Source organism: Micromonospora sp. NPDC005163 (assembly GCF_053599835.1).
In genome coordinates, this window is record NZ_JBSFYP010000003.1 from 69,066 (window position 1) to 93,747 (window position 24,682).

At 70.0% G+C, this 24,682-nt stretch carries 29 protein-coding genes; 15 read left to right on the forward strand and 14 right to left on the reverse strand.

Annotation, left to right across the window (positions count from 1 at the left end; genetic code table 11):
- Nucleotides 1-2: 2 nt before the first annotated feature.
- The 3 genes from ACWD6N_RS03710 to ACWD6N_RS03720 form a co-directional block, all read right to left on the reverse strand.
- The gene (locus tag ACWD6N_RS03710; RefSeq protein WP_450004457.1) at nucleotides 3-935 is read right to left on the reverse strand and encodes a hypothetical protein; all 933 of its coding nucleotides are present in this window, start codon (nucleotides 933-935) and stop codon (nucleotides 3-5) included.
- Between the two features lie 177 nt (nucleotides 936-1,112).
- Nucleotides 1,113-1,241: a hypothetical protein gene (locus ACWD6N_RS03715; protein ID WP_450004458.1), complete on the reverse strand. Its 129-nt coding sequence runs from the start codon at nucleotides 1,239-1,241 to the stop codon at nucleotides 1,113-1,115.
- A gap of 215 nt (nucleotides 1,242-1,456) precedes the next feature.
- Entirely contained in the window at nucleotides 1,457-1,735 is a 279-nt protein-coding gene (locus ACWD6N_RS03720) for a helix-turn-helix domain-containing protein (RefSeq protein WP_450004459.1), read from the reverse strand.
- Nucleotides 1,736-1,976: 241 nt separating this feature from the next.
- Here ACWD6N_RS03720 and ACWD6N_RS03725 point away from each other — a divergent pair, with 241 nt between their 5' ends.
- Complete coding sequence (locus ACWD6N_RS03725; protein ID WP_450004460.1) at nucleotides 1,977-2,381, forward strand: helix-turn-helix domain-containing protein; 405 nt, start codon at nucleotides 1,977-1,979, stop codon at nucleotides 2,379-2,381.
- Entirely contained in the window at nucleotides 2,381-3,601 is a 1,221-nt protein-coding gene (locus tag ACWD6N_RS03730; RefSeq protein WP_450004461.1) for a tyrosine-type recombinase/integrase, read from the forward strand. The genes ACWD6N_RS03725 and ACWD6N_RS03730 overlap by 1 nt, the downstream gene beginning before the upstream one ends.
- 302 nt (nucleotides 3,602-3,903) lie before the next feature.
- On the opposite strand, the gene ACWD6N_RS03735 is transcribed toward ACWD6N_RS03730, so the two are convergent.
- Nucleotides 3,904-4,125 carry a hypothetical protein gene (locus ACWD6N_RS03735; protein ID WP_354964363.1) on the reverse strand — a complete coding sequence of 74 codons (222 nt, stop codon included), beginning with the start codon at nucleotides 4,123-4,125 and terminating at the stop codon, nucleotides 3,904-3,906.
- Between the two features lie 238 nt (nucleotides 4,126-4,363).
- On the opposite strand from ACWD6N_RS03735, the gene ACWD6N_RS03740 reads away from it, so the two are divergent.
- From ACWD6N_RS03740 to ACWD6N_RS03750, 3 genes are all read left to right on the forward strand, one after another.
- Nucleotides 4,364-5,581, forward strand: a complete 1,218-nt coding sequence (locus ACWD6N_RS03740; protein WP_354964364.1) for a low temperature requirement protein A — start codon at nucleotides 4,364-4,366, stop codon at nucleotides 5,579-5,581.
- A gap of 459 nt (nucleotides 5,582-6,040) precedes the next feature.
- Complete coding sequence (locus tag ACWD6N_RS03745) at nucleotides 6,041-6,490, forward strand: hypothetical protein (protein ID WP_354964365.1); 450 nt, start codon at nucleotides 6,041-6,043, stop codon at nucleotides 6,488-6,490.
- Between the two features lie 22 nt (nucleotides 6,491-6,512).
- Nucleotides 6,513-7,052 carry a TetR/AcrR family transcriptional regulator gene (locus ACWD6N_RS03750; protein WP_354964366.1) on the forward strand — a complete coding sequence of 180 codons (540 nt, stop codon included), beginning with the start codon at nucleotides 6,513-6,515 and terminating at the stop codon, nucleotides 7,050-7,052.
- 208 nt (nucleotides 7,053-7,260) lie between these two features.
- On the opposite strand, the gene ACWD6N_RS03755 is transcribed toward ACWD6N_RS03750, so the two are convergent.
- Entirely contained in the window at nucleotides 7,261-7,872 is a 612-nt protein-coding gene (locus tag ACWD6N_RS03755) for a hypothetical protein (RefSeq protein WP_354964367.1), read from the reverse strand.
- Between the two features lie 460 nt (nucleotides 7,873-8,332).
- Complete coding sequence (locus tag ACWD6N_RS03760) at nucleotides 8,333-9,268, reverse strand: hypothetical protein (RefSeq protein ID WP_450004462.1); 936 nt, start codon at nucleotides 9,266-9,268, stop codon at nucleotides 8,333-8,335.
- Nucleotides 9,269-9,656: 388 nt separating this feature from the next.
- Here ACWD6N_RS03760 and ACWD6N_RS03765 point away from each other — a divergent pair, with 388 nt between their 5' ends.
- Nucleotides 9,657-10,115 carry a GNAT family N-acetyltransferase gene (locus ACWD6N_RS03765; RefSeq protein ID WP_354964369.1) on the forward strand — a complete coding sequence of 153 codons (459 nt, stop codon included), beginning with the start codon at nucleotides 9,657-9,659 and terminating at the stop codon, nucleotides 10,113-10,115.
- A 335-nt stretch (nucleotides 10,116-10,450) separates the two neighbouring features.
- Here ACWD6N_RS03765 and ACWD6N_RS03770 read toward each other — a convergent pair whose 3' ends face one another.
- The 3 genes from ACWD6N_RS03770 to ACWD6N_RS03780 form a co-directional block, all read right to left on the reverse strand.
- Nucleotides 10,451-11,215, reverse strand: coding sequence for an alpha/beta fold hydrolase (locus tag ACWD6N_RS03770; protein WP_354964370.1), 765 nt, complete (start codon nucleotides 11,213-11,215; stop codon nucleotides 10,451-10,453).
- Between the two features lie 189 nt (nucleotides 11,216-11,404).
- Nucleotides 11,405-11,716, reverse strand: coding sequence for a hypothetical protein (locus tag ACWD6N_RS03775; RefSeq protein WP_354964371.1), 312 nt, complete (start codon nucleotides 11,714-11,716; stop codon nucleotides 11,405-11,407).
- 234 nt (nucleotides 11,717-11,950) lie between these two features.
- Nucleotides 11,951-12,520 carry a YcxB family protein gene (locus ACWD6N_RS03780; protein ID WP_354964372.1) on the reverse strand — a complete coding sequence of 190 codons (570 nt, stop codon included), beginning with the start codon at nucleotides 12,518-12,520 and terminating at the stop codon, nucleotides 11,951-11,953.
- A 560-nt stretch (nucleotides 12,521-13,080) separates the two neighbouring features.
- On the opposite strand from ACWD6N_RS03780, the gene ACWD6N_RS03785 reads away from it, so the two are divergent.
- Nucleotides 13,081-13,245, forward strand: a complete 165-nt coding sequence (locus ACWD6N_RS03785) for a VOC family protein (protein WP_354964624.1) — start codon at nucleotides 13,081-13,083, stop codon at nucleotides 13,243-13,245.
- 69 nt (nucleotides 13,246-13,314) lie between these two features.
- Here ACWD6N_RS03785 and ACWD6N_RS03790 read toward each other — a convergent pair whose 3' ends face one another.
- Nucleotides 13,315-13,860, reverse strand: a complete 546-nt coding sequence (locus ACWD6N_RS03790) for a 2'-5' RNA ligase family protein (RefSeq protein WP_450004463.1) — start codon at nucleotides 13,858-13,860, stop codon at nucleotides 13,315-13,317.
- A gap of 351 nt (nucleotides 13,861-14,211) precedes the next feature.
- Between ACWD6N_RS03790 and ACWD6N_RS03795 the strand changes: the two genes are divergently transcribed.
- From ACWD6N_RS03795 to ACWD6N_RS03810, 4 genes are all read left to right on the forward strand, one after another.
- A complete protein-coding gene (locus ACWD6N_RS03795) occupies nucleotides 14,212-14,562 on the forward strand; it encodes a hypothetical protein (RefSeq protein WP_450004464.1) in 351 nt (116 codons plus the stop codon).
- A 22-nt stretch (nucleotides 14,563-14,584) separates the two neighbouring features.
- Nucleotides 14,585-14,746, forward strand: coding sequence for a sigma factor-like helix-turn-helix DNA-binding protein (locus tag ACWD6N_RS03800; protein ID WP_450004465.1), 162 nt, complete (start codon nucleotides 14,585-14,587; stop codon nucleotides 14,744-14,746).
- Entirely contained in the window at nucleotides 14,736-15,836 is a 1,101-nt protein-coding gene (locus tag ACWD6N_RS03805; RefSeq protein WP_354964375.1) for a hypothetical protein, read from the forward strand. Before ACWD6N_RS03800 ends, ACWD6N_RS03805 begins: the two co-directional genes overlap by 11 nt.
- 134 nt (nucleotides 15,837-15,970) lie before the next feature.
- Nucleotides 15,971-16,378, forward strand: a complete 408-nt coding sequence (locus ACWD6N_RS03810; RefSeq protein ID WP_354964376.1) for a VOC family protein — start codon at nucleotides 15,971-15,973, stop codon at nucleotides 16,376-16,378.
- A 19-nt stretch (nucleotides 16,379-16,397) separates the two neighbouring features.
- Here the strand turns inward: ACWD6N_RS03810 and ACWD6N_RS03815 are convergent, their stop codons facing one another.
- Nucleotides 16,398-17,015 (reverse strand): pyridoxamine 5'-phosphate oxidase family protein, encoded by a 618-nt coding sequence (locus ACWD6N_RS03815; RefSeq protein WP_354964377.1) that lies wholly within the window; start codon nucleotides 17,013-17,015, stop codon nucleotides 16,398-16,400.
- Nucleotides 17,016-17,193: 178 nt separating this feature from the next.
- Here ACWD6N_RS03815 and ACWD6N_RS03820 point away from each other — a divergent pair, with 178 nt between their 5' ends.
- From ACWD6N_RS03820 to ACWD6N_RS03830, 3 genes are read left to right on the forward strand one after another with little or no spacing between them, the layout of a single operon-like run.
- Entirely contained in the window at nucleotides 17,194-17,697 is a 504-nt protein-coding gene (locus ACWD6N_RS03820; protein WP_354964378.1) for a DUF2231 domain-containing protein, read from the forward strand.
- Nucleotides 17,697-18,245: an Hsp20/alpha crystallin family protein gene (locus ACWD6N_RS03825; RefSeq protein ID WP_354964379.1), complete on the forward strand. Its 549-nt coding sequence runs from the start codon at nucleotides 17,697-17,699 to the stop codon at nucleotides 18,243-18,245. The genes ACWD6N_RS03820 and ACWD6N_RS03825 overlap by 1 nt, the downstream gene beginning before the upstream one ends.
- Before the next feature lie 9 nt (nucleotides 18,246-18,254).
- Nucleotides 18,255-19,361: a glycosyltransferase family 9 protein gene (locus tag ACWD6N_RS03830; protein WP_354964380.1), complete on the forward strand. Its 1,107-nt coding sequence runs from the start codon at nucleotides 18,255-18,257 to the stop codon at nucleotides 19,359-19,361.
- Between the two features lie 14 nt (nucleotides 19,362-19,375).
- On the opposite strand, the gene ACWD6N_RS03835 is transcribed toward ACWD6N_RS03830, so the two are convergent.
- Nucleotides 19,376-20,254 carry a glycosyltransferase family 2 protein gene (locus tag ACWD6N_RS03835; protein WP_354964381.1) on the reverse strand — a complete coding sequence of 293 codons (879 nt, stop codon included), beginning with the start codon at nucleotides 20,252-20,254 and terminating at the stop codon, nucleotides 19,376-19,378.
- The gene (gene rfaE2 / locus ACWD6N_RS03840) at nucleotides 20,251-22,095 is read right to left on the reverse strand and encodes a D-glycero-beta-D-manno-heptose 1-phosphate adenylyltransferase (RefSeq protein ID WP_354964382.1); all 1,845 of its coding nucleotides are present in this window, start codon (nucleotides 22,093-22,095) and stop codon (nucleotides 20,251-20,253) included. The genes ACWD6N_RS03835 and rfaE2 overlap by 4 nt, the downstream gene beginning before the upstream one ends.
- A gap of 126 nt (nucleotides 22,096-22,221) precedes the next feature.
- On the opposite strand from rfaE2, the gene ACWD6N_RS03845 reads away from it, so the two are divergent.
- On the forward strand, nucleotides 22,222-23,898 hold the full coding sequence (locus ACWD6N_RS03845; protein WP_354964383.1) for an MDR family MFS transporter: 1,677 nt from the start codon (nucleotides 22,222-22,224) through the stop codon (nucleotides 23,896-23,898).
- A gap of 45 nt (nucleotides 23,899-23,943) precedes the next feature.
- Here the strand turns inward: ACWD6N_RS03845 and ACWD6N_RS03850 are convergent, their stop codons facing one another.
- Nucleotides 23,944-24,576, reverse strand: coding sequence for a TetR/AcrR family transcriptional regulator (locus ACWD6N_RS03850; RefSeq protein WP_354964384.1), 633 nt, complete (start codon nucleotides 24,574-24,576; stop codon nucleotides 23,944-23,946).
- Nucleotides 24,577-24,682 lie beyond the last annotated feature (106 nt).

A 24,682-nucleotide genomic window follows, 5' to 3' on the forward strand; every position in this document is an offset into this window, starting at 1 on the left:
GCTCACTCCCCGGCCTGCTGCGTAGGGGTGGCGTCGGCGGCCGGCGTCGGCCAGTGCCGGCGGGCCAGCTCCGTCAGGCAGAACTCGTTCACGCCGGCCCGCTCAGCCGAGCCGTACTGGTCGCACCACGCCCGGCCGAAGAACCGCAGCATGATCGCCCGCGCCGACTCGTGCGTGCCCCGGATGACCACGTACCGGTCGGCCAGGCTCGCCCCGCCCTCCGCGTTGATCGCCGGGCTCTCCGGGTGCACGTGGCCAGCGCCGAACGTGAAGTACCAGTCCTGGCAGGCCGTGTCGTGGATGACCTCCGGGTCGTCCTGCAGCGGGTCCTGGAAGATGTGGCAGCCGCACTCGGCCAGCCGGCCGGTGTCCTTCGGCTCCAGCGCGGCAGCGGCGGCGATCGCGGCGTCGACCTGCAACGGCGCGGCCACCGGCTCCGCCGAGCTCTGCGCGTGGAAGTCCAGCCGCAGCCCGGCCATGACCGGCCGAGACGCGCGCACCACCGGGATGTCCCCGGCGGTGCCGCCCATCGTGACCTCGGCCCCGAAGTACGCGGCCCACCGGTTCAGGTCATCGCGCGAGTCGAGGACACCGGGCCCGACGCTGAACCATCCGGCGGACACCGGCAGGTTCCGGTCCACAATGTCGTCGGCCAGCGCCCGCAGCGCCTGCGCCAGGGCGAACCGGCGCACCGCGTCGACCGCCTCGGCGACCTCGGCGTCGGTCGCCAGGTGCACCTTGACGCCCTTGGCGTGCCGCTCGACCCACGGTTCGCCGCTGCCAATCGGCCGCAGCGTCAGGGCGTACATCGGGCTGCCGTCGCCGTTGCTGTAGGGCAGGCTGTGCACCAGCTCGTGCACGCCGTGGACGTCGGCGATGTGGACGCCGGCCGTCAGCTGCTCGACGGGGCGGCGGTTGGTAGGGTTCGTGTCCATCGACCTTGTCCTCTCAGTGGTGTAGGTCGGTTGGCGCGGACCGCCTCTAGCCAGGTGGTCCGCGTTCTTGCTGCCGAGTCGGCGTCCGGAGCGGCTCTCGCGGACGCCGACCCGGGGCTCACTGCGGCTTGGGCTTCGGGAAGCTGGGCGGCAGCGGCATCGGCTGCGGGTGCGTCGTCATCGGATGCGCGCACCGGAGCGGATCCGCTTGCCGAGGGACCGCCAGAACCGCTCCCGGCGCGCCCGGTCCTCGTCGGTCTCGTCCTGCCGCGACCGGTAGTCGTAGCTGCCGTTCGTCGTTGCCATCACGTTCTCCTGGCGGGGTGGTCTTGGCCCGGCCGGCGGGGACGTCGATACCCGCCGGGCCGGGCTCCGGCCGAGTGGCCGGAGTCTGGGAGTGGTAAGTGGGCACGGCTACTACCTCTTCGGGCCGGTGCCGCTGCCGCCGCCGGGGCGCGGGCCGGACCCGCCGCCGGGGCGGGGCTGGCCGGGGCTGCCGGACATCGCGGCGGCCGACGCGCTCATGCCGCCGCCGCCGTCCCGGCCGCGGCCTCCCGGGCGCGCAGCTCTTCGTCGCGCAGCTCCCGGATGAACGCGTCGAGGTCCTCGTGGTAGACGACTCGTCGCTTGCCGAGGACGAACGACCGCAGCGGGCCGTTGCCGTTGTCGACCAGCTTCCAGACGTACCGCTCGGTGACACCCCCGAGCAGCACGGCCACCTCGGGGACGGTGTAGGCCAGTCGACCGGGAACGTCGTCGCTCCGACGCGCCGGAGTCTGAACGATCTCGCTCCGATTCATAGGAGTGACGGTACACGCTCCGATTCAGTGGAGCATGTCAGCCGTTCGGCCGATATTCGACTGAACAGAGACGCCTAACATCAGTCACATGAGGTGCTACCAGGTCCCTTCCCCCGACACGCAGGCGCAGCGCGAACGCCCGTGGCGCAGCACCACCGGCACGCGCCGGGGGCGCTACCGCGCATCGGAGCACTCCCGTACACCGGACAACCGTCCGCCGAATCGGACCGACACTGGGCGCGTGACCGTCCCGCCATCGGTGGCCCGCGCCCGCTTCGCACGCTTCGTCAAGAGAGCACTCGCCGACGCCCGCGAGCGCCAGATGACCGACAAGGACATCCACCGCGCCACCGGCATCTCCCCGTCGACGTTCCACAAGTGGCAGTCCGGCGAGGGCGGCCTGCCAAAGTGGGAGAAGGTTGCCCAGTTCTGCGCCGGCCTCGACATTCCGGTATCGGCCGGAGCCGCCGCGCTCGGCATCTCCGACCGGGCCCGCGAACCCGAACCGGAGCCCCTCGACGACCCGGACCTGCGCCGGCTCGGCCGACTGCTGCGCGACCCCAACGTGTCCGAGGCCGAGAAGCAAGCGATCCGGCACACCATCCGAATGCTGGCCCGGGCCACCCGCACCGAGACGGACAGCTGATGGCCCGCCGGCGCCGACCCGTCGCCCGCCAGGGCGCCGACGGCTACTGGCACGTGTGGGTGTCGGTCGGCACCAAGCCCAACGGCCGGCCCGACCAGCGGCACATCAGCCGCGACACGCAGGACGCCGCCGAGGAAGCCGCCGACGAGCTGCTCGACCAGCTGCGCACCGCGGGCGCCGTCGCCAAGGCCGGCAAGAAGCCGACCGTCGAGGAGTGGCTGACGACCTACCTCGACACGATCGCCCCGCGTCGGTGCGCCCCCAGCACCGTCTACGACTACCGCTCGAAGATGCGGAACTGGGTGTTCCCGGAGTACGGGCGGATCCGGCTGGAGAAGTTCGCCCCGGAGCACCTCGACGGGATCTACCTGGCGATGGACCGGGCCGGGAAGGCAGCGAGCCACCAGCTGAAGGTGCACCGGATCCTGTCCCGCGCCATGGACATCGCGATGCGCCGCGGCCTGGTCGTGCGCAACGTCGCCCAGCTGGTCGACCCGCCGAGCATCGACGAGGCGAAGGTGGAAGCGCTCGCCGAGGCGTACACGTTGCGGATCCTCGAGGTGGCCGCTGGCCGGCGGAACGCGCCGCGGTGGTCGATCGCGTTCGCGATGGGGCTGCGGCAGGGTGAGGCGATCGGGCTACGGTGGCGGGCCGGGAATCAGGACCTGGTCGACTTGGACGCCGGGGTGTTGCACGTGTGGTATCAGCTGCGCCGCCGAATTTACGAGCATGGCTGCGGCGGGAATTGCGGGCGGAAGCGGGGCGCGGATTGCCCGCAACGATCGGGCGGCGGGTTGATGTTCGTGAAGACGAAAGGAAAGTCGCGGCGCTCCATTCCGGTTCCGCCGGAATTGCTGCCCGCATTCAAGGCGCACCGATTGGCGCAGCGGAAAGAGCGGATGGCGTTCCGGGGTGAGTGGAATGAGCATGACGCGGTTTTCACGACGGACGACGGTCGGCTGATTGACCCGCGCGAGGATTACGACGAGTGGGTGTCGATTCTGGCTGAGGCCGGGGTGCCGCATTCCAAGTTGCACATCATGCGGCATTCTGCGGCGACGATGCTGCTGGCGCAGGGTGTGGATATTCGGACGGTGCAGAAGATTCTGGGGCACCGGGATATCCGGACGACGCAGGGTTATACGCAGGGTGCGGATGAGTTGATGACGGAGGCAGCGGCGGCGATCGGCGGCCGGCTGTTCGGCGCGGCGGGCGCGTGACGGAGCGCAGGAAGATCACCCCGCTCGACCCGGACAGCCCCGCCGGGAAGGCCGCCGCGGAGGCGCTGTCCGAGGCCCTCGCCGAGATTCAGGTCGCGATCTGGCGGCGTCGCGCCGCCGCCGCAGCGGAAGATCAACCGTGTACCAAACCGTGTACTGAACCACGCTGAATGGCACTGCATGAGACTGACGGAACAGCCCGTATGCAGGGCTATTCAGTCTAGTTCAGTGCCAGGCGGGAAACTCGTAATGCGTAGGTCGACGGTTCGATTCCGTCAGGCGGCTCGGCACGGAAGCCCAGGTCATCGGCCTGGGCTTCGCCGTTTCCCGAGGTCGACAACACCGCCGCCGGCCGTGCCAGTCCGCAGATAGTCCGCACCCCGCGCAGCGACCGCCTCGTCCAGCCGGTTGGCGACCGCGTCCAGGTCGTCACCGAACAGCCCCGCGTACACGTCCAGCGTCATCGACGCCGAGGCGTGCCCGAGCATCCGCTGCACCGCCTTGACGTTGGCGCCCGCCGCCACGGCCAGACTCGCCGCCGTGTAGGGCGCTCCACCTGGTCCCCGTCCCAGGAGGCTGGACGGTCTGCGACTGCCCGACGAGGAGATCCGCTCTTTACTCAGCTGGGCGCCCACAAACGTCAACGGATCGGCGCAGGTGTCATCCGTGCCTGGCTCACGCGAGCGTTACCGCCGTCGCCGCCGGTTGATGAAACGGGCGAAATCGGTGCACGCAAAGCGATCCTCCCGTAACCATGGGCGGATGGGGCGACCATCGGAGCCGGCGCAGACCGGGGGCATCATGCGCGGCGAGGAGGACGCCCAGCAGGCCAGCTTCCTGGAGCTGTTCTTCGACCTGGTGTTGGTCTTCGCCCTGGTCGGGGTCGTCAGCAGGATGGGGCCGGACCTTCTCTCCGACAATGTGGGCGTGCGCTGGCTGTCGCTGCTGTACGCGGCCGTTCTGGCCCTGCCGTTGCTGTGGCTGTGGACGACCACCGCGTACCTCACCAGCCGGTTCGACTACCGCAACGGCTGGATTCAGCTGCTGGTCCTGGTCAGCGCGTTCGGCCTGCTGATCATGGCGACGTCCCTGTACGAGTTCGAGCAACACGGCGCCACCTTCGCCATCGTGTACGTGGTGCTGCACATCGGACGCCCCTTGGTGCTCCGGCCCCTGTTACGGGAGCACGAGCAGGTACGGGAGCTCTACACCCGCCTGGCCATCTGGGCCAGCATCTCCGGCGTCATTTGGCTCGCCGGGGCGGCGATGCGCGGAAACCTCCGGCTCGCCCTATGGTTGATCGCCATCACCGTGGACCTGGTCGTGGCGCGGGTCAGATGGCCGGTACCCGGCCTGGGCCGGCCACCGACCAGCGCGTGGGCGATGGCCAGCAGCCGATACCTCCCCGAGCGCTACCAGCAACTGTTGTTGATCGCGCTCGGCGAGACGGTGCTGTCCATAGGCCTCACCTACGCCACCCACCCCACCACGCTCGCCGCAAAGGCGGCCCTGGTGGTCACGTTCCTGTCGTCCGTGCTGATGTGGCGGATCTACTTCTATCGCGCGGGCCAGGTGCTGGCCGAGGCCGTCGAGATGTCGTCGAACCGGGCAGCTGCCGGCGGGATCGTCGGTGTGGCCCATCTGCTCATGGTTCTCGGCATCACCTTGGCCGCGGCTGGCGCGGAAATCGTGTTGGCGCATCCGGAGGGGCCCTCCGTGCCGGCCTGGCTCGTGGTCATCCTCGGCGGGCCGGCGATCTTCCTGTTCGGCCGCAGTCGGCTGGAACGGGTCGTCTTCAACCGGCTCGCCGTGCGCCGGCTCGTCGGCATCGGCGTTCTGGTCCTGCTGGCGCCGCCGCTGTTCTTCGGCCCGCCGCTGCTTGCCGCCATCGTCGCTGCGGTCGTGCTGCTCGGCGTCGCCGTTGCGGACGCTCGACGCGCCGCCGGCCGCCCACTGGAGGCCCCGTCCCCGTCCGCCTAGCAGAGGCGGTCCGCATCCAGTCCGCAAGAGGTCCACAGATGATGGGGAAGCGTTGAGGGATGTCGGAAGGATTTCCGCTGCCAGGCCCCCATGTGCCCAGGTCGGCGGCACGGGCAGTTTGATCTCGTAATGCGTAGGTCGACGGTTCGATTCCGTCAGGCGGCTCCACCAGAAGGCCCAGGTCACCGGCTTGATCGCCGATCATGACCTGGGCCTTCTCCATGCTCTCGCCAGGCCGAGCAGCCAAGCGAGCAGCCAAAGCCTCATACACCTGACCACAGCGCCCCCTCCATCCGCGACGCGGCCTCCTGACGATTCGTTGCTTGGTCGTGGTCGTCGCGCTGCTCGCCCTGCCCCGTGCCGTAATTTGTCGCGCCCGGGGCCGACTACCCGTTGACGAGGCTAACGTTGTTAGCCTACGGTCAGGCTAACGCTGTTAGCCAGATCCGAGGAGAGTTTATGATCACCAGCAGTTCCACCGTGTCGACCACATCGGCGCGGTCGCCGCGATCTGGCCGCGATCGGATCGCAAGGATCATGTTGTGGCTTGCCGCCGTCGGCGCCGCCGGTGCCGCGCTCACCGCGGCCGGCACGGTTTGGGACGCCGATGGCGGGACCAAAGTCGTCGAGACCTGGCGAGCCTACGGCCTCGTCGTCTTCGCGGGCCTGTTCGTGCTGCTTGCGCTGGCGCCGCGCAGCTACCGAGGTGTGTGGGAGCTGGTGATCTTCCACAAGATCGCGCTCACGGTGACCGCCTTGCTCTACGCCGCTCACGCCGGCATCGCCGACACCGCAACGATCGTCGGTTGGGATGGCACCGTCTCTGTGCTCCTCGTCGGCGCCTACGTGTTGAGTCGCGGTTGGACGTCGTCCCCGGACTGGCGCGGCACCACCCAGCGCGCCGGATGAGGGCGCTGATAGCGATCCCGGCTTGTCCGAGGCGCTGGTGAACCGCCGCGGCGAGGTGGTCGACGCGGCCGAGCGGATCCTGGAACGTGAAGGCCCAGACGCGGTGACCATGCGGCGCCTCGCCGACGAACTGCGGATCCAGGCACCCTCGCTGTACAAGCACATCGCCGGCAAGACCGAGATCGAAGCTGCACTGCAACAGCGCGCGCTGGAACGGCTCGGTGCCGTGCTGGCCGGGGCCAGCGCCGACCTGGCCACGCTCGTCGCCGCCTACCGGCGATGGGCGCTTGAGCACCCTCGCCTCTACGAGCTCAGTGCCCGCCATTCCCTGAATCGTCCACGTCTCGCGTCCGGCGTCGAGGCCGCGGCGGCCGCGCCCCTGTTGAAGGTCACCGGCGGCAACGTCGCAGCCGCGCGTGCCATCTGGGGCCTCGCGCACGGCCTTGTCGATCTCGAGCTGGCCGACCGATTCCCACCCAACGCCGACCTCGACGCGGCTTGGGCCCACGCGATCAGCGCGTTCGCCATCTATTGCACACCACAGCTCGACGGCGACCCGTGACACACGCACCTTTCTCACGATGCCGAACGGAGGTCGGCCTCATGACGGACGCAGGCTCTCACGCCGACTTTTCCGAGGGGCCGCCTGAGAAGCACGTACAGGCGTCGACAGGGCGCCAACCGGCGGCGGTCAGGGCTGCGCCGGGTCCGACCAGTGGCATGACGGCCAGTTGCGCTCCCGGTCCGGCCTTGGCCGACGTGAGTCGGGGTCATGCGGCGGCAGCCAAGTAAGGGCCGTGGCTGATGCGGTGGAGTAGCTGTTCTCCGATGAACCTGGTGTAGGCTTGGGGGATGGCTTGCGACAGCTCAGCACGCGTCATCCAGTCGATGCCCATCGCCGCGGCTCCCTCGGCGTGGGTGAACTTGTAGCCGCGGGTCATTTGACCACCGCCACCGGTGCCGTAGACCCCGCCGATAGGGCGCTTCGAGCAGTGGCAGCCCCCGGCGCCCATCAACAGCATGTTGGATGCGAACCGATGATGCCGCCTCAGCCACCGACCGCCCGCGCGTAGGCCGAACTCGCTTCCGCACAGGATGCGGGATCCCAGCATCCGGGGGGTGGCCTCGACGTCCTCGACAACCCACGGGAGGCCGGACGCGGCAAGCCTGCGGAGCGTCGCGTCGAGCATCCAGCCCGTCCCGTCACCCCCTACGCGACTCACGAGAGCGCTGTGATCATGGCAAGGCGGGGAGGCATGGACGGCATCGAAGCCGTCAAGCGGGAACGTGAGTGCGTCGCTCCGTACGAAGGCAAACGGGTACCGCGCCTGTGGACGGATGTCCACGCCGACCACCTCGAACCCCGCCAGGTGGTAGCCCATCGCCGCACCGCCGGCACCGCAAAACAGGTCGAGCAACCGTGGGCGAGGCATCAGCGCGCTCCCGCCGCAGTTGGCAGCAGTGACGAGAGCAACCGCACAGGACGATGGCAGCCCACGGCCCTTGCCGAGCGTCGACGGACCTGCTGCACAGAGCTTGTGAGCGAGGAGTCGCACCGGCAGCGACCGCCATGCCGAGTCAGCAGAGAGTCAGCATGGCTGCTTGCCGCGCGATGATGACGGCTGAAGGGGGTGACACGGCCCCGGTGCGTGAGGGCACGAGACGACGTCGGTTGATACCAGCCGGCAACGCCGACCAGGCTCCCCCCGACGGGGGTCATGCCCGCGGCGAGCAAGCAGCCGGCAGCAGAGGCGGCTTGACATCCGTGGCTGACATCATCGCTGGCGGCCGAGGCCGGACATGCTCATACGGATCTGGCCTCCGGCCCGGACCCAGTGGACGTCAGCGGACGCTGCGACTCTTGCCGGAAGCGCCTTGTAAGCGAGTGTCCGTGGCCAAGCGTCGGGTCGTCTCTGGCCCGTCTGCGGCCGAAGCCTCAAGCTTCCGCGCCGGTCGGCCGGTCGGCCGGACTGCGGGCGCCCGGGCGAGTCGCCACCGCGTCGCGCCGTAGCCGAGCAGGAAGGCGATCGCGGCCCCGCCCAGGCTCGGAATCAGGGTCGCGGCGAGGGCCGGTCGGTTCGGAGCAGTCAGGGCGCCGAAGAACGGGTCAGCGGTCACGTACAGCGACCCGCAGATTGGGATGACGACGGCCACCGTAACCGCCCACCAGCGGTTGAGTAGCGCGGCCAGGCCGATCCCAACGATCGCGAACAGCGGGACGCCGGCCGCCGCACGAAGCACCACCGGCCACACCGACTCCTCGGCCAAGATCTGCACCGGCAAGAAGATGTCCTTCGAGGCCAGCTCGCGCCGAACCCAGTGGTCGGCGACCACTCTGGACGCCAGTGGCAGCACGGCGGCGAGGTCGGCCACGGCGAGGAGCAGACCGAACAGCGCGGCCGCGCCCGCCTTCGCCACCAGGTACCGGCCGGGACGGGGCGGCGGGGGGAGCCGGGCCGGCGACGATTCCAGGGCCGGCAGGGAGAGCCGGGCCGGGCGGCCGGTCAGTCGTGGATCACGCAGTACCAGGAACGCCCCGGCCGCCAGCGCGGCCAGTTGAGCCCAGCCGAGGCCCGAGGTGTGGATCGCCTTGACGTCGAAGTGGTACGCGTCAAGCTGTTCTTCTAGGGTCTGCGGGTCGTAGTAGACGTAGAACATGTAGGCGTCGTCGTTGAACGAAAGACTGCTCAGGCCGGCGAACGCGACCAGGGGCGGCAGGAGCCACAGCGTCCGACTGCGGGCCAACCCCAGCAACTCCTGACGCAACAGACTGCTCATCGGCGTCAATCTACCCGTTGGCCGATTTGGCTCGCGGACGGCGCCGGGCGGGGCCAGGTCCTGCTTACGTCTGCCTTTGGCGGCCAGGTGGCGAACAGATCCGCTGTCTCACCGGTCGGTTGCCGTCCGGGTGATCGCCCGTGGGAGCTTTGCTACCGGCAGTGGCGAGGAGCAGCCAACCGAGCAGCCAAGTCCGCGGACGTCAGCGGACTGGTGCGCACACCGGCGCCAGCCGGATCGAGCGGCGCAGCGCCAAGACGTCAGGGTCGCTAGCGACTCGTAATGCGCAGTGACCGCCTCGTCCAAGACGTTGGCGACCGCGTCCAGGTCGTCACCGAACAGGCCGGCATACACGTCCAGGGTCATCGAACTACGGAGGAGAGCCGGCATGCAGGTGGCCGTTCGTGAGGCGACGGTGTCCGACGCTGCGGTTTTAGGCGGTCTTCGGTGGCGGCGGCTGACCGAGGAACGCGGCTACACCGGAACAGACCGCGCCGCCTTCATGGAGCTGTTTTCCACTTGGGTCGTCCACCACCTGTCAACCCACCTGCCCTTCCTCGCCCAGGTAGACGAAGACGTAGTCGGCATGGCATGGCTGATCGTCGCTGACCGAGTACCCACTCCCGCGCAGCACGTTCGGCGCAGCGGCGACGTCCAGTCGGTGTATGTGGTGCCTGAGCTACGCGACTGCGGGACCGGTCCGGCTCTTCTGGAGGCCGTACTGGTCGAGGCCCGCAAGCTGGACCTGGAGCACGTGACCGTCCATTCCAGTGAACGAGCAGTGCCCTTCTACCAGCGGGTGGGCTTCCAGCATGACCAGCGCTGGCTCCGCTGGCAGCCGGAGTGAAACCGCTTCCTCCGCTGGGACTCGTGATCATGTCGAGCATCTGGTGGGACTCGGGTGTCAAGCATGTCCCGTGACAGGACACTCGGCGAGCCGTTTGTGATCCGACAGCTGATGTGCGACGCAGCTCCGCCAGGTGATATGGGACAGGGTCCGGCGATCGAGGGGTGGCAGGTTAGCCGCCGACCAACGTCCTGTCGTAGCCGATGAGCGAGCACGTCGTTCCGCCGCCCGTTGAGAAAACCGATTGCGAGTGGCCGGCACCGGATGTCTGGTTGATCGGCCACCAGTCACAGGAGGGAACATGACGCCCATGTTGCTCCCCACCCTCCGCTGGCTCAGTCGAGTTCGGACAGGAAGGCACTGGCAGCGGCAGCGAACTGCGCTTGAGCATCGTGATGCACCACGTGACCGGCTGGCAGCTCGGCAAGACGGGCCTGGCCGGCGCGACGGGCGATCATCTCGCGAGCGTGGCCGGCCGCCAGTTCATCGCTGCGCGTTCCACGAATCAGGAGGGTGGGGCAGCTTACCGAAAGCCAGTCCTTCCAGTGGTCACCGTTGAGTGCTTTCTGGGACGCCACCGTGTCATCGATGTCGAACGAGAAGCCCCAGCCGTCCTTCGACCGGCGGAAGGAACACTCCAGATAGGGAGCCGTCGCGCCCAGGGCCGAGGCCAGCGCATCGCGGGATCGCGCGTGGCGGGGGAGGCTGGTGGTGAACGACCAGTCGCAGTCCACAACCGCGCCGATGTCCTCGACGATCAGCGCCGTGACCCGGTCCGCGTGCCGGCCGGCGTACTGGTAGGCGTTCACACCGCCGAGTGAGTGGCCCAGCACCGCCACAGGGCCGACTTCCAGATGCCGGTGGAAGGCGGCGACGTCGGCAACATAGTCGTCCCGCTCATAGCTCTCGGCACGGTCCGACGCTCCATGCCCACGCTGATCGAGCGCGATCACCCGCCACCGCGGTGCCAGCGCCTCAGCCAGCGGCGCGAATGCCGACGCTTCGTTGTAGTGCCCGTGAAGAGCCAGGAGCGGAGTACCCGAACCGCCAAAGTCCAGATACGAAAGCCTGCGACTCCCAACCGTGAGGAACCCACGCATGACCTGGAATGTTAGGCCCCCGCAGTTTTCCGCACTCCGGGAGCGGTGAGGGCGCCGGCCGCTACGGCCAGGCTCGCAGCGGTGTGCCGCAGGTCGTGTGGCGTCACACCGGCGAAGTTGGCATGAGCGAGCGGCCTTCGAGCGGCACGAGAGGTGCCAGCAGTTCCTCCGGAACGCGACGCGCGATTGTCAGATGTACGAGAACGACCAGCCGAACATCCGCACCGGCAGGAGTACAAGAACGACGGTCGCAGCGACGGCGAGCAGAACGCGCACTGTGCGAAGACCTCGCCACCACGGGATAATCCAGAGCAGCAACCACATGGTGCCTGAGATCACCACATGCCCGCCGATCACCCCGAGGCTGGTCTCCTCGCACATGTTGTCAGCCATGGCCTGCTCGCACAGCGCCGGTGGGCCGTTGTGGTCCCCGAGGTTTCCCAACATTCCTACGATGCAGGCCAACACCGGAGCCGCCACGAGGGTGAACAGCGGCGTCACCAACCATCCGGCGAGGTCACGGCGCCGATCCGCTAGCCGTCCCACTGGCAGAACGCTACAGCCGGGCATCGACATTTCCCAAGCTGACGCTTCGGGCCCCCGCATCAACGGAACGGTCTGCATCCAGTCCGCACGAGGGTCCACGGACGGTGGGAGAGCGGTGAGCGATGTCGGAAGATTCGGGTGGAACCGTGCAGGTGCGCGGGTGTTCCTGGAGGGCGCTGGGCGTGGCAATCAAGCGCGCCGGTGGCAGTGGGTCTCGAGCAACGACCGTAGCCGCGCCGGATCGCCGGTCACCAGGCCGCGCTTGGGCAGCACGAGTACCGCTGCGCCAAGCCGCTCAGACGCGCGCAGAACGAACGACCGTTCCGTCTCGATATACCGCAGGTACTGGGACCACGCGGCTGTTTCGCTCCGGCTTGCGCTGGTGAGACGTATCCCGGTGTCATCCACGGTGGTTCGGATGGGCTCGGACAGCCAAGGATTCCCGCGCATGATCAGGCGTACCTGCCAGCGATAGATCCAGCGGGCGGCGACCAGGAGCCGAAACAGCAGCAGGCCGAGCCCGATGCCGAAGAGAGCCACCGTGGCGAGGACTGCGATGTGAGCCGCCGACATGGCCCGGGAGCCGTCAGAAGAGATGAGCCCAGGAAGGAGCCCGACGAGCGCGGCGACGATCAGTACCGGGACCAGCCAGGGACGCCGGACGTCGCGCCGGTGGGCGACGATGCCGTCGAGCCAGTCGTCCTTGGTGAGGGTGTAGCTGAGTTCGACCGGGCTGACGGTGACCTGCTCGGATGACATGAAGGGCAGTGTATTTCCGACGTCCCGTCCGTCTGGCGGATGGGTATGCCGGGTCGGCCGACAACTGTGTCCTTGCCTTCGACGCGGACGCGTACTCTGTTGAGGAACCGTGCTGGGGCCGGTCGGCCAATCCGGTGCCACATGGTTCGGGGCAGCCGCGGCCGAGCCGACGCGTACCTGTCGTGACCGGCTGGGAAGGCCCACCCACCAGCACCATCCCGGACTCAGCAGCCAGTGACCGACTTCGGGATGCCGGGCGAGGTGCACTCTGGCAGTCCTGCGCTGGCTCGACTTGGCCGGCCGTTGCCGAAGAGGACGCCGTTCCGCCGCGGCAGTCACTGACCTGGGCTGTCTTTCGCAAGAAATCACGGGTGCAGAATTCGTAGGCCTACCGGCGCGACCGAATACCGCTACTCATTCCCGGCGTGGCTCCCGGTTCGTCTCCTCTACGGGTTAACAGGACCGTAGCGTCGTCGGATTGCCGACGTAGCGCATGGACCCTCACCTTGTCGTGGTAACTCTGGGCACCACCTGTTAACGCACCTGACCGATAGCTCAGCCTGAGCGTCGCCTCGCCCGCCGCGTCGGACGCGATCGTCGAGCGGGCGCGCTGCGCCGGCGCCGAGGTGGTCACCGAGCCGACAGCACAACCCTGGGGGTACGCCGGCGTCTTCGCCGACGCCGACGGTCACCTGTGGATGGTGTCCGTCGAGCCAGCGTCCTGAAACGTCGACGGGGCCAAGGGCGTTCGGCGAGGCGGTCCACCTTGTCTCCGTCGGGGGAGGCTGGACGGTCTACGACTGCCCGACGAGGAGATCCGCCCCCAGTGGGAACTCGCAGACGGTGCGCCAAGGGCTTAGGCCCGGCGTTCCGGCGATGAGGCGAACCATGTCGACGGCCGCGTTGATCGGCAGCTGCGCGGAGACAGTCTCCGCGGCGTGGCTCAGTGTGGGCTTGGGTCCGTCCTGGCCGATGGTCAGGTGCGGCACCACCTCGGTGTGCGCCCCGGTATATGGGGTGGTCTCGGGAATTCGCTGCCACACCGCCGCGGTGAGGTTCCGGAACGGATGGTCTGGCTGCGGCGCAAGCCATACGACCGTGTCACCGAACCAGCCGATGTGAGTCAGCGCAACGTCGAACCGCGGTATGCCGGCAATGGTCTTGCGCAGCGCGGTCAGGGCCTGGTCGTTGATCTGCTGCGGAGGCAGAAACGGGTAGAGGACGGTCACGTGCGCCGGCACGCCCCATGAGGCAGCCGGGTCGAGGGATTCCCGAAACCGGCCTACCGCTTCCTCGGCCTCGGGTATCGGCACGATGAGCGCCGTCTGTGTCGGTTCCATCCCGGCAGTTTCCCGATCACGGCCGGTGCTGGTCTACGGACTTTCGCCACCGGTGCTGCGTGGTGCCCCGTCTCGGTCCTCGTTCTGTCCTCGAGAGGTCGAACCCCGGCCGCTGACACTGAGGGATGCCGAGAGGGGTTTCTGCAGGCCAGGCGGGGTCGGGGCTGCGATCTGCTTACCCGAGGCGTCGTAGACGGGCGCCCGCTACTTCCGGTTCGGCCGCTTCTCGATGCTCACCGGCTACGCCGCCTGCCTGGCCTAGCGGTGTTGCCCTGCGCGGATTTTGATCGGCTGGCGCGTTAACCGCACTGTCCTCCCAGAGCGTTCATGAGGTGGGAGGTACACATACACATGCAACGACCCCGGGAACTGAGGCCGCCGGAGGGCTTCGCCGAGTTCGTCGCGGCGCGCTCGGATGCGCTGCTACGTTCGGCCTGGCTGCTTACCGGCGACGTCGGGCGGGCGGAGGACCTGTTGCAGACGGTTCTGGCAGACGTCTGGCGGCGCTGGGCCGCGATCACGACTGTCGGGCATCCCGAGGCGTACCTGCGCAAGGCCTTGTTCACCACGTACGTGTCCTGGTGGCGGCGTCGTTGGCGCAATGAGATTCCAGGCCAGCCACCGGACAAGTCGGAATACGGCGACATAGCCGGGGAGTCCGCTGACCGGGACGCGGGTGCGCCGCGCCTTGGCGCGGCTTAGCCGACAGCAGCGGGCGGTCGTGGTGCTCCGCTACGTCGAGGACCTGACGGTCCAGCGGACAGCGGAAGTGCTCGGCTGCTCGCACAACACGGTCAAGGTGCAGGCCTCTCGTGCCCTACGGATTCTGCGTACCGATCCGAACCTTGAGCTGTCTGCCACTAGGAGGTCACGAAATGACGCATGAAGATGAGGACATCAAACTCCTGTTGACCGAGGCTGTTCCCCCGCTGGCGCCGCCGGTGGATCGGGTTGGCGCGGTGGCGAGGCGGGTCCGCCGGCACCGGCAGCGCCTGATCGGAAGCAGCGCGCTCGCCATAGCGATGACAGTTGCACTAGGTGTCGGAGGGGTGCAGATACTCGCCGGTGGCAACCACGCCCCTCCACCCCAGGCGGCGGGCGACTCGGGCGGACAAGGGCGGTGGACCTCGTGCGCCGACGCGGCACCGGAGATGGCCACCCCTGGCTTCTCTATCACGGCCGAGGACGTGGCCGTCCTGCCCCGCCTCGATGGTGACTTCACGCCGACAGCGGTCGTCATCTGCGGACACGAGACGCAGCGACGCGCTGACGGAGGCGAGGACATGGTGGCGACGGAACGTCGTGCCGACGACGTCGCCGCCCTCGTCACCGCGCTCCGCCTGCCCGACGAGCCGAGCCCAAACCGAGGGGGGTGCTTGATGATGTTGTCGTTGGCGCCCTGGCTCGCGGTCGTCGACGCCGACGGCCGGTGGATGCGGCCCGGGATTCCCATCGACCTGTGCCGGAATTTGCGGACCGAGGTACGTGAAGCCCTCGACGCGCTGCCGCTGACCACTGTGGCGACCCGCCCGGTCGCCGAGGTCGAGTCGGCTGAGGCCGCCGCAGCGGGTTGCAGCCAGCGCTGGAAGGACGTGATGTCGGTGGAGACGACGAGGAAGCCGGGCCCCCGCACCGGAGCCCTCCCGGAGCCGTTCCCCGCCGGGCAGCAGGTCCGCCTTTGCGTTTACCAGGTGTCGAAGAGCGCGCAGGGGAGCGAAGGCGAATTCGCGCACGGGACGGTGCTGCCAGCGGACCGCCGGACGGCAATTGAGCACGCCCTCAAGGCTGCCGGGCCGGTGGAGTCGTGCAGCGGACAAGCCAGCCGGTTCGCGCTGCTGTGGTCAGTGGCCGGCGGGGACCCGCAGACGTACGTCGAACTCGACGGCTGCCACCGCATCATGGTGGTCGCCGCTTCCGGCGGCACGGTCATCGCGCAGGGTGACGCCGCACTGGCCGAGCTGATCGACAAGCTGTGACCTATCGGCGAGGCCGATTCCCCGCGGTTACGGGGTGCCGGTGCTCGGTGTTCGACCGGCGGTCCGATGACTTTTGGCGCCGGGTCGCGTCCATCCTGGAGACAGTGTCCGTTCGACACCCTGGAGCCCGTCCCATGACCTTCGCGCCCGTAATCGTCAGTCTTCCGATCGCCGACCGTCCGACCTCACACCGCTTCTACCGGGATGGTCTCGGTCTGGAGACGGTGGGAGAGCTGGCTGACGACGGCATCCCGGAGCCGTTGCAGTTCGTCGTCAACGACGGGCTGCGGCTGATGCTCATCCCGACCGGCGGATTCGGGTGGGTGATCGGTCCGCACGAGGCCGCCGCGCGGGGGCAGAGCGAGTGTCTGCTCAGCCTGAGCGTCGCCTCGCCCGCCGACGCGGACGCGATCGTCGAGCGGGCGCGCTCCGCCGGCGCCGAGGTGGTCACCGAGCCGACAGCACAACCCTGGGGGTACGCCGGCACCTTCGCCGACCCCGACGGTCACCTGTGGATGGTGTCCGTCGAGCCAGCGTCCTGAAACCGACGGCGAGGCGGGATCAGACGTAGATGCTTCGGACGTACTCCGGGCCGTAGCGCTGTTCCAGGTCCGCCAGGCTCTCCGCCGGCGCCTCGACCTCCTTGATCAGCCGGGCCCGGGACGGCAGTACGTCCGACTGCCAGGTCTCCGGCTGCCACAGCGCGGACCGCATGAACGCCTTGGGGCAGTGGTAGAAGATCTGCTCGATCTCCACCACCACCGCGAGCACCGGCCGGTGCCCCTTGACCACCATGTCGTCGAACCAGGGCGCGTCCCGCACCAGCCGGGCCCGTCCGTTGATTCGCAGCGTGTCGGTCCGCCCGGGGATCATGAAGAGCAACCCGACGTGCGGGTTGTCGAGGATGTTGCGGTAGCCGTCCGCCCGCTTGTTGCCCGGTCGTTCCGGCAGCGCGATGGTCGTGTCGTCCAGCACCAGGGCGAACCCGGCCGGGTCGCCCTTGGGCGATACGTCGCAGCTGCCGTCCGCGCCGGCCGTGGCCACCAGGCAGAACGGCGCGGCGGCCAGCCACTGGCGGTCCCGCTCGTGCAGGCGGGCGCGATCCTTGTTGGCGGCCTGCGCGTTCGGCACGCCGAGCAGCTCGCGTAGTTCCTCGTGCGAGGTGATCTCCACCGTCACGTGATCCTCCCCCGGCCGTTGACCTGGGTGGCGGGCACCACCGTCCGACGACCTCGTCCGCCAGCCTAGGCCTGCGTGGCCAGCGCGAGGTTTGCCCCCGGTTGTCGGGGGTACGGCCTCACCCGACGCGCCCGCAGCACGAACTGTCACGAGGACGCCGACCAGTGGAGGCCGGAAGATGGAGAGCCGACTCAAGGTGCTGGGCCATCCGGTCCATCCGATGCTGGTCATGTTCCCGGTCGCGCTGCTCGTCACGGCGTTGCTGTTCGACGTGGTGGACACCGTCGGCGGGCCTGATTTCCTCGGCGAGGTCGCGTACTGGAACATCACGGTCGGTCTGATCGGCGGCCTGCTGGCCGCGGTGGCCGGCTCGTTCGACCTGTTGGCGATCCCGACCGGCACCCGCGCCAAGCGGGTGGGTCTGCTGCACGCCGGCGCGAACGTCGCCGTGATCCTGCTCTTCGCCGCCGTCTGGGCGGTCCGGCTCAACGCGGATTCCCGGGCCGCAGGTGGCGCGCTGGTCGCCATCGAGGTGGTGGCGGTCGCCCTTCTCGGCATCAGCGCCTGGCTCGGCGGGGAACTGGTCGACCGGCTCGGCGTGGGCGTCGACCGCGAGGCCGGTCTGGACGCGCCCAGCTCACTGCGGCCGCCCGCGGCCGCCCGGCGGATCGGAGAGGTGTGATGACCGAGCAGCAGACCGGCGGCTTCGGCCGGGGATGGCGGGGCCGGCAGCAGGGTTGGGATCCGATGGGCGAGCTGCAGTCGCTGCGCGCCGAGCTGAGCCGGCTGGTCGGCGGCCGGGCCGGGACGTCCGACGTCGAGCTGACCGAGACCGCGGACGGCTGGGAGGTCGTCGTCCGGCTGCCCGGGGTGGCGCCGGAGGAGGTGGCGGTCGAGCTGGACGACCGGGAGTTGTGCGTACGGGCCCGTTCCGAGGCGGAGGTCAACGCCGACCAGGGCATTCCGGGCGGCTTCGAGACCCGCGGCTTCGAGTACCGCATCGACCTGCCGGCCCGGGTCGACCCGGAGGGCATCGACGCGGTGATGGACCACGGCCTGCTCCGGGTCCGGCTGCCGCGGGCGGTCCGACCCAGGCCGCGCACCATCACCGTCGGCCGCACCGGGCCGCGTTCCGGCGACTTCTCCACCGGTACGCCGATGCCGGCCGATCCCGCCGCCGACCGCGAGTTGCACCGCCCGGACACGGTCGGCGAGATCGACCGGTCGTAGCGGGACCGCGTGGTCACCCCGTCCCTGCTCGGCCCGACGGCCGGGCGCGTCCCCGACGTGCAGCGGATCGCCGTGCTGCGCGCCAACGCGCTCGGCGACTTCCTGTTCGTCCTGCCGGCGCTGGACGCGCTGCGCGCCGCGTACCCGGAGGCGGAGATCGTGCTGCTCGGCGCGCCGTGGCACGCGAAGCTCTGGCGCGACCGGCCCGGCCCGGTGGACCGGGTGCTGGTGGTGCCGCCGGCGCCGGGCATCCGCACGCCGGAGGCGGGTGAGGCGGAGTCGTCGATGGACGACTTCCTGGCGGCGGCCACCGGCGAGGGCTTCGACCTGGCGGTGCAGATCCACGGCGGCGGCGCCAACTCCAACCCGCTGGTCAGCGGCCTCGGCGCCCGGGTCACCGTGGGGCTGCGCGCCGACGACGCGCCGCCGCTGGACCGGTGGATCCGGTACATCTACTACCAGCACGAGGTGATCCGCTACCTGGAGGCGGTGGCCCTGGTGGGTGCGCCGGCGACCACCATCGTGCCGGCGCTGGCCGTGACCGACGCCGACCGGGCGGAGGCGGACCAGGTGCTCGGCCCACCGGACCGACCCCGGGTGGCGCTGCATCCGGGCGCCAGCGACACCCGCCGCCGCTGGCCGGCCGAGCGGTTCGCCGAGGTGGCCCGCGAGCTGCACGGCGACGGCTTCGAGGTGCTGGTCACCGGTACGCCGAGCGAGCGGGAGGTGGTGGACCGGGTGGTCGCCGCGGCGGGGGTGCCGGTCCGGCCGCAGGTGGGCACGCTCAGCCTCGGTGGGTTGGCCGGTTGCTACGCCGGCTGCGCCCTGGTCGTCTCCAACGACACCGGCCCGCTGCACCTGGCCGCCGCGGTGGGTACGCCGACGGTCGGCGTCTACTGGGTCGGCAACCTGATCAACACGGCCAACCCGCTACGCGGCCGGCACCGGCCGATCTGTTCCTGGATCGTGCACTGCCCGGTCTGCGGGGTGGACTGCACGCCCGGCATCTATCCGCACCGGCCCGGCGACGGCGAGTGCCCGCACCGGGATTCCTTCGTCAGCGACGTGCCGACGATCGAGGTGCTGGAGGCCGCCCGGGAGCTGCTCCAGGCGTAGGGAAGGGCGCCTTTTCAGGCTGGCTGGGGGGTGTCCTCGTCGGCGAGTACGACCTCCCACGCCTCGACGTCCCGATCGGTGACCGTGGTGGGGGACTCCAGGTGGTAGGCGCCGCTGGGCAGGATGCCGGCCCCTCCGTGCCGGGCCAGCACCGAGAGTTGGGCGGCCACGTCCTCGCCCTGGTGCTTCTCCTGCACCTTCCGCCAGAAGTCGAAGCCACCGGAATCGACGAGCTTGGCCCGGTCGTAGAGCACGCACCCCCCGATCCAGGAGATCTTGTACGCACGCCACGCACCGGGCGGCAGCGCCAACTCTCCGGTGACGTGCAGCAGGTTGGCCGCCGAGTGGATCCGGGCCCGGTTCCACTCCGGGGTGCCGGGCCGGATCCGCTCCGGTGTGGGCCGGCCGATCCACTCCTCGTAGTGCCCGTGCGTCTCTGGTCGCCGGTCATCGGTGTACGAGAGCCCGTGCACGCCGTTGCCGACGAACCCGCAGCCCAGCTCCCCGATCGCGGTGACCAGCCGATGCAGCGCCCCAGGCTCCAGCCAGACGTCGTCGTCGAGGCTGAGCACGTACCGGGCGGCCGAGGTGGCCAGCAGGTACGCCCGGTGCTCGGCCAGCCCTCGCCGAGGCAGCCGGCGGGTCAGCAGCACCGGGTGGCCCCGGTGGCGCAGAGCCCGGACCATGGTGGCGGCGGCGGGGTGGGCGTACGCCGGCTCCCCGTCGGACTGGTCGCTGACCACCACCCCGAAGCCGGATACGCCCTCCTGGGCGGCGAGGCCGGCCAGGGTGACCGCCAGCTCGGCGGGCCGGTTACGGGTCGGAATCAGCACGTCGACCAGCCGCTCGGTGCGGAACGCCTCCGGGGTGTCGAGGTCGAGTGGGCGGTTCACGACGCTCGGGTACGGGTGCGGAGTGACGGGTCCTGGCCGTGCGACGACGGGTCGGGCTCCCGGTCCTGACTGTGCGACCGGATCCGCTCGATGATCGCGGACGTGGACCGGTCCGGCACGTACCCCAGGGTGCGCACCTGGCCACCCAGCCGGCGCACCAGCGGCGCCTCAGGCACCAGCTCCGGTGGGTAGTCCCCGCCCTTGACGTAGACGTCCGGCCGAACCGCCTCGATCAGCGCCGCGGGCGAGTCCTCCTCGAAGATCACCACGTGGTCCACGCAGGACAGCGCGGCGAGCAGGGCGCCCCGGTCCTCGACCGGGTTGACCGGACGGTCCGACCCCTTCAACCGGCGTACGCTGCCGTCCGAGTTGACCGCCACGATGAGCAGGTCGCCCAGGGCGCGGGCCTGCTCCAGGTAGCGCACGTGCCCGCGGTGCAGCACGTCGAAGCAGCCGTTGGTGAACACCACCGAACGTCCGGTGTCGCGATACTCGGCGACGATCGCGTCCAGCTCGTCGGCGCCGACGAGCACCGGGTGCCCGGTGCTCTCCGGCGGCTGGTCGAGCGCGGTGAGCAGGTCCTCCCGTCGGCACACGCAGGTGCCGGTGTCCGACACGGTGATGGTGGCTGCCAGCTGGGCGAGCTGGGCGGCGGTGGGCAGCGGCGCGTCGGCGGCCAGGGCCAGCGTCATCGCCGCCAGGTACGCGTCACCGGCACCCACGGCATGGCTCGCCGGCACCGGGGTGCTGTGGCTGCGTCGCGGCTCCCCGTCGGCGCCGCCGACAACCGCGCCCTCGGTGTCCAGGGTCACCGCGACCACGTCGGCGCCGGTGTGCGCACGTAGGTCGGCGAGGCGCGCCTCGGCCAGCACCGCCCGGTCGACGCCCTCTCCGGCCTCGGTGTTCACGGTCACGCCGGCGCCGGTGACGCTGAGTCCGTCGCCGGTGAGGGCCACCTGGCCTTCGCTGAGCGTCGGCTCGCCGACCGGCCCCGGATGGCCGGCCCGGGTCGGGTCGGGGATGGTTCCGGCGCTGACGGCGTCGGCTCGCGCCCCACCCGGGGCGGCACCCACGCTCAGCTCGGATGGTCCGTCGGCCGGGTCGCTGTCGGGGTGTTCCAGGTGCAGTTCGATGCCGGCCGCCGGGCGGTTCGCGCGGCCGGCGCGGGCCAGCAGCCGGGTCGCCTCGGCGAAGCTGGGGGTGACCACGGTCGGCGCGAGCCCCCGCCAGTCGGCCAGGTCGTGGGCGTCCAGCGCGACCGTGGCGTAGCGCTCCCGCTGCTCGACCAGCCAGGCGCGGACCGGCGCGGGCAGGGCGCCCAGGCCGTAGTCGCAGACCACCAGGGTCGGTGCCTCCCCGCCGGCGGCGGCGCGCAGCTCCTCGGTGGCACAGTCCAGCGCGGTGAGCAGCCGGGTCACCCCGTCCGGGGCGAGCGCGTCCGGGCCGCCGGAGTCCTCCCGGAGCAGGATCTGGTTGCCGGCCAGCATCCGCCGCTTCACCGGGGTGGGGCGACCGGGCTGGTTGACCGTACGGTCCCAGACGCCGGCGCGGTCCAGGCAGTCGTGCAGTTCGTCACCGGCGACGTCGGCACCGACCGGTGCCACCAGCACCGCCCGTCCACCGAGGGTGGCGACGTTGACGGCGGTGTTCGCGGCCCCGCCGGCGGCGGAGATCCGCCGCCGCAGGGTGAGGACCGGGGCGGGCGCCTCCCGGCAGAGCCGGTCGGAGTCGGCGAACCGCCATTCGTCCAACATGGCGTCGCCGATGATCAGGACGGGGCGCCCCAGCCAGCTCTCCACGACGGTGGCGAGCCGGCGGTGTTCCGCTGCTGCTCCTGCCATGCCTCCCCGGGTCCCCAGCACCCTCGGGGTCAAACCTCCGTGGTGATCCACTCCAGTGGCCGGCCGAGGCGGACGTGTTTTTCCTGGTTCGACGCATGTTCCGCGTTGGTCGGGAAAGAAGGGCCCATGACCACCGAAGCCTCTGCCGCGCCGGTGCTGAGTCGCCAGCAGATCCGGCTGCTCATGATCGGTCTGATGACCGGCATGCTGCTGGCCGCCCTCGACCAGACCATCGTCGGCACGGCCCTGCCGACCATCGTCGGGGAGCTGGGCGGGATCAACCACTACTCGTGGGTGGTCACCGCCTACCTGCTCGCCTCGACCGCGTCGACACCCCTGTACGGCAAGATGGCCGACCTGTACGGGCGCCGCCCGGTCTTCCTCTTCTCGATCGGTACGTTCCTGGTCGGGTCGTTGCTGGCCGGTCTGTCGCAGAACATGACCCAGCTGATCATCACCCGGGGCATCCAGGGCCTGGGCGCGGGTGGTCTGTTGACGCTGGCGTTCACCATCATCTCGGACGTCGTCTCACCCCGGGAGCGGGGCCGCTACCAGGGGCTGTTCGGTGCGGTCTTCGGAATCTCGTCGGTGGCCGGTCCACTGGTCGGTGGTTACTTCGCGGAGACCGACTGGCGGTGGATCTTCTACATCAACGTGCCGCTGGCGATCCTGGCGATCGTGGTCTGCTACCACGTGATGCGGCTCATCCCGTTCGAGCGCCGGGACCACGCGATCGACTGGCTCGGCGCCGGCCTGCTGGTCGCCGGGGTGAGCAGCCTGCTGCTCGCGCTGAGCTGGGGTGGCAACGAGTACCCCTGGGGCTCTGGGGTGATCATCGGCCTGTTCGTCGCCGGCGCGGTGCTCGCCGTGCTGTTCCTGCTCCAGGAGGCCCGGGTCGCCGAGCCCATCCTGCCGCTGCGGCTGTTCCGCAGCGCGACCTTCGCGCTGGCCAACTCGGCCGGCTTCGTGCTCGGCCTGGTCATGTTCGGGTCGATCATCTTCATCCCGCTGTACCTGCAGATCGTCAAGGGCGCCTCACCGACCCGCAGCGGTCTGCTGATGCTGCCGATGATGGCCGGCATCATCGTCACCTCGATCCTCACCGGTCGGGCGATGAGCCGGATCGGAAGGTACAAGTGGTTCCCGGTCACCGGGTCGGCGATCCTGCTGATCGGCATGCTGCTGTTCACCCAACTGTCGGTGGGCACCTCGCTCTGGATCGCCTTCGGCTACATGGTGGTGATCGGCGTCGGCCTGGGGCTGTGCATGCAGTCACTGGTCCTCGCGGTGCAGAACGCGGTCTCCGTGCGCGACCTGGGCGCCGGCACCTCCTCGGCCACCTTCTTCCGGTCGCTGGGCGGTTCGTTCGGGGTGGCGATCCTCGGCGCGGTGCTCTCGTCCCGGCTCGCCGGAGGGCTGGGCGACCGGCTGCCCGGCGCGATCGCCCAGCTTCCGCCGCAGCAGCAGGCCGAGGTGGCGGCGAGCGGCGGCGCGAACATCTCGATCAACGATCCGGCAACCATCATGGCCCTGCCCGGGCCGGTCCGGTCGGCCATCCAGAACGCGTTCGTCGACGCGCTGGACATGGTCTTCCTGACCGCCGGCCTGATCGCGATCGTGGCCGTGCTGGTCACCCTGGCGCTGCCGAACGAACAGCTCCGGGGCGCCGGTCCGCAGGGCGCCAAGGGCGGCGCCGACCCGCTCGGCGGTGAGGCCCCGGCGCCGGGCGGCAAGCCGCTGACCCGCGAGTCGAAGGAGGAGGCGGCCGCCGACATGGAGGCCAAGTCCCAGACGATGATCTGACCGTGTCCACCTCGACCGCCCCGGCTGGTCCGGGGCGGTCGGTGGTCAGGCGGGGCGTCGGTAGGCGCCGTACCACCAGGTCGCGGCCAGCTCCCGGGCGGCCGCACCATCGACCTCGGGGTCGGCGGGGGTCAGGGCGACATGGTGCGCGAGGAACCGGTCGCCGCCGAGCACGATCAGCCGGCTCGCGGTCGCCGGGTCCAGGCTCGCCGGGGTACGACCGGCCCGCTGCTGGGCGCGGAGCACCTCCTCGGTACGCGCCATGAACCGCTCGAAACCGGCCGCCCAGTACTCCCGCACCACCTCGTCGTACGCGGCGACCTCGCTGATCGCCGCCAGCACCGGGGCGTACGTCCGGTAGATCCGGATCACGTCGCTGAAGACCTCGGTGAGCCGGTCGAGCGGGTCGCCGGGGTCGGCTGGATCCCATTCCTGGACCCGGTCGAAGGAGGTCTCCCGCATGCTGCCGGCCAGGCGCATGAGCAGCTCGCTCTTGTCCCGGAAGTGGATGTAGAAGGTCGAGCGGGCCACCCCCGCCTCGGCGGCGATGCGCTGGACGCCGAGGTCGGTGAAGCGGGCCCCCTCCTGGAGCAGCCGCTCGGTGGCGGCCAGCACCCGCGCTTCGACGGCGGCCCGACCGTCGGGGTTGCGCGGGCGGCGTCGGGTGATCGAGGGCATGGTCGAAATCCTAGGTGGCCGGGGGCGGAACGGGCGACGTACGCTCGTCACCGGACACACTGTCCGACATAGTGACCACGGGGTGGCCGAAGCAGGCCTCCGATCG

Excerpts from the sequence above, each read along its gene's own strand:
- ACWD6N_RS03780 (WP_354964372.1), bottom strand. The coding sequence starts at position 12,520 with ATGTCATCCGAGCAGGTCACCGTCAGCCCGGTCGAACTCAGCTACACC.
- ACWD6N_RS03805 (WP_354964375.1), top strand. The coding sequence starts at position 14,736 with ATGACGCATGAAGATGAGGACATCAAACTCCTGTTGACCGAGGCTGTT.
- ACWD6N_RS03755 (WP_354964367.1), bottom strand. The coding sequence starts at position 7,872 with ATGGGCTACCACCTGGCGGGGTTCGAGGTGGTCGGCGTGGACATCCGT.
- ACWD6N_RS03720 (WP_450004459.1), bottom strand. The coding sequence starts at position 1,735 with ATGAATCGGAGCGAGATCGTTCAGACTCCGGCGCGTCGGAGCGACGAC.
- ACWD6N_RS03760 (WP_450004462.1), bottom strand. The coding sequence starts at position 9,268 with ATGAGCAGTCTGTTGCGTCAGGAGTTGCTGGGGTTGGCCCGCAGTCGG.
- rfaE2 (WP_354964382.1), bottom strand. The coding sequence starts at position 22,095 with ATGGCAGGAGCAGCAGCGGAACACCGCCGGCTCGCCACCGTCGTGGAG.
- ACWD6N_RS03765 (WP_354964369.1), top strand. The coding sequence starts at position 9,657 with ATGCAGGTGGCCGTTCGTGAGGCGACGGTGTCCGACGCTGCGGTTTTA.
- ACWD6N_RS03710 (WP_450004457.1), bottom strand. The coding sequence starts at position 935 with ATGGACACGAACCCTACCAACCGCCGCCCCGTCGAGCAGCTGACGGCC.
- ACWD6N_RS03730 (WP_450004461.1), top strand. The coding sequence starts at position 2,381 with ATGGCCCGCCGGCGCCGACCCGTCGCCCGCCAGGGCGCCGACGGCTAC.
- ACWD6N_RS03810 (WP_354964376.1), top strand. The coding sequence starts at position 15,971 with ATGACCTTCGCGCCCGTAATCGTCAGTCTTCCGATCGCCGACCGTCCG.
- ACWD6N_RS03715 (WP_450004458.1), bottom strand. The coding sequence starts at position 1,241 with ATGGCAACGACGAACGGCAGCTACGACTACCGGTCGCGGCAGGACGAG.
- ACWD6N_RS03795 (WP_450004464.1), top strand. The coding sequence starts at position 14,212 with ATGCAACGACCCCGGGAACTGAGGCCGCCGGAGGGCTTCGCCGAGTTC.
- ACWD6N_RS03820 (WP_354964378.1), top strand. The coding sequence starts at position 17,194 with ATGGAGAGCCGACTCAAGGTGCTGGGCCATCCGGTCCATCCGATGCTG.
- ACWD6N_RS03845 (WP_354964383.1), top strand. The coding sequence starts at position 22,222 with ATGACCACCGAAGCCTCTGCCGCGCCGGTGCTGAGTCGCCAGCAGATC.
- ACWD6N_RS03740 (WP_354964364.1), top strand. The coding sequence starts at position 4,364 with ATGGGGCGACCATCGGAGCCGGCGCAGACCGGGGGCATCATGCGCGGC.
- ACWD6N_RS03745 (WP_354964365.1), top strand. The coding sequence starts at position 6,041 with ATGATCACCAGCAGTTCCACCGTGTCGACCACATCGGCGCGGTCGCCG.
- ACWD6N_RS03770 (WP_354964370.1), bottom strand. The coding sequence starts at position 11,215 with ATGCGTGGGTTCCTCACGGTTGGGAGTCGCAGGCTTTCGTATCTGGAC.
- ACWD6N_RS03790 (WP_450004463.1), bottom strand. The coding sequence starts at position 13,860 with ATGGAACCGACACAGACGGCGCTCATCGTGCCGATACCCGAGGCCGAG.
- ACWD6N_RS03825 (WP_354964379.1), top strand. The coding sequence starts at position 17,697 with ATGACCGAGCAGCAGACCGGCGGCTTCGGCCGGGGATGGCGGGGCCGG.
- ACWD6N_RS03850 (WP_354964384.1), bottom strand. The coding sequence starts at position 24,576 with ATGCCCTCGATCACCCGACGCCGCCCGCGCAACCCCGACGGTCGGGCC.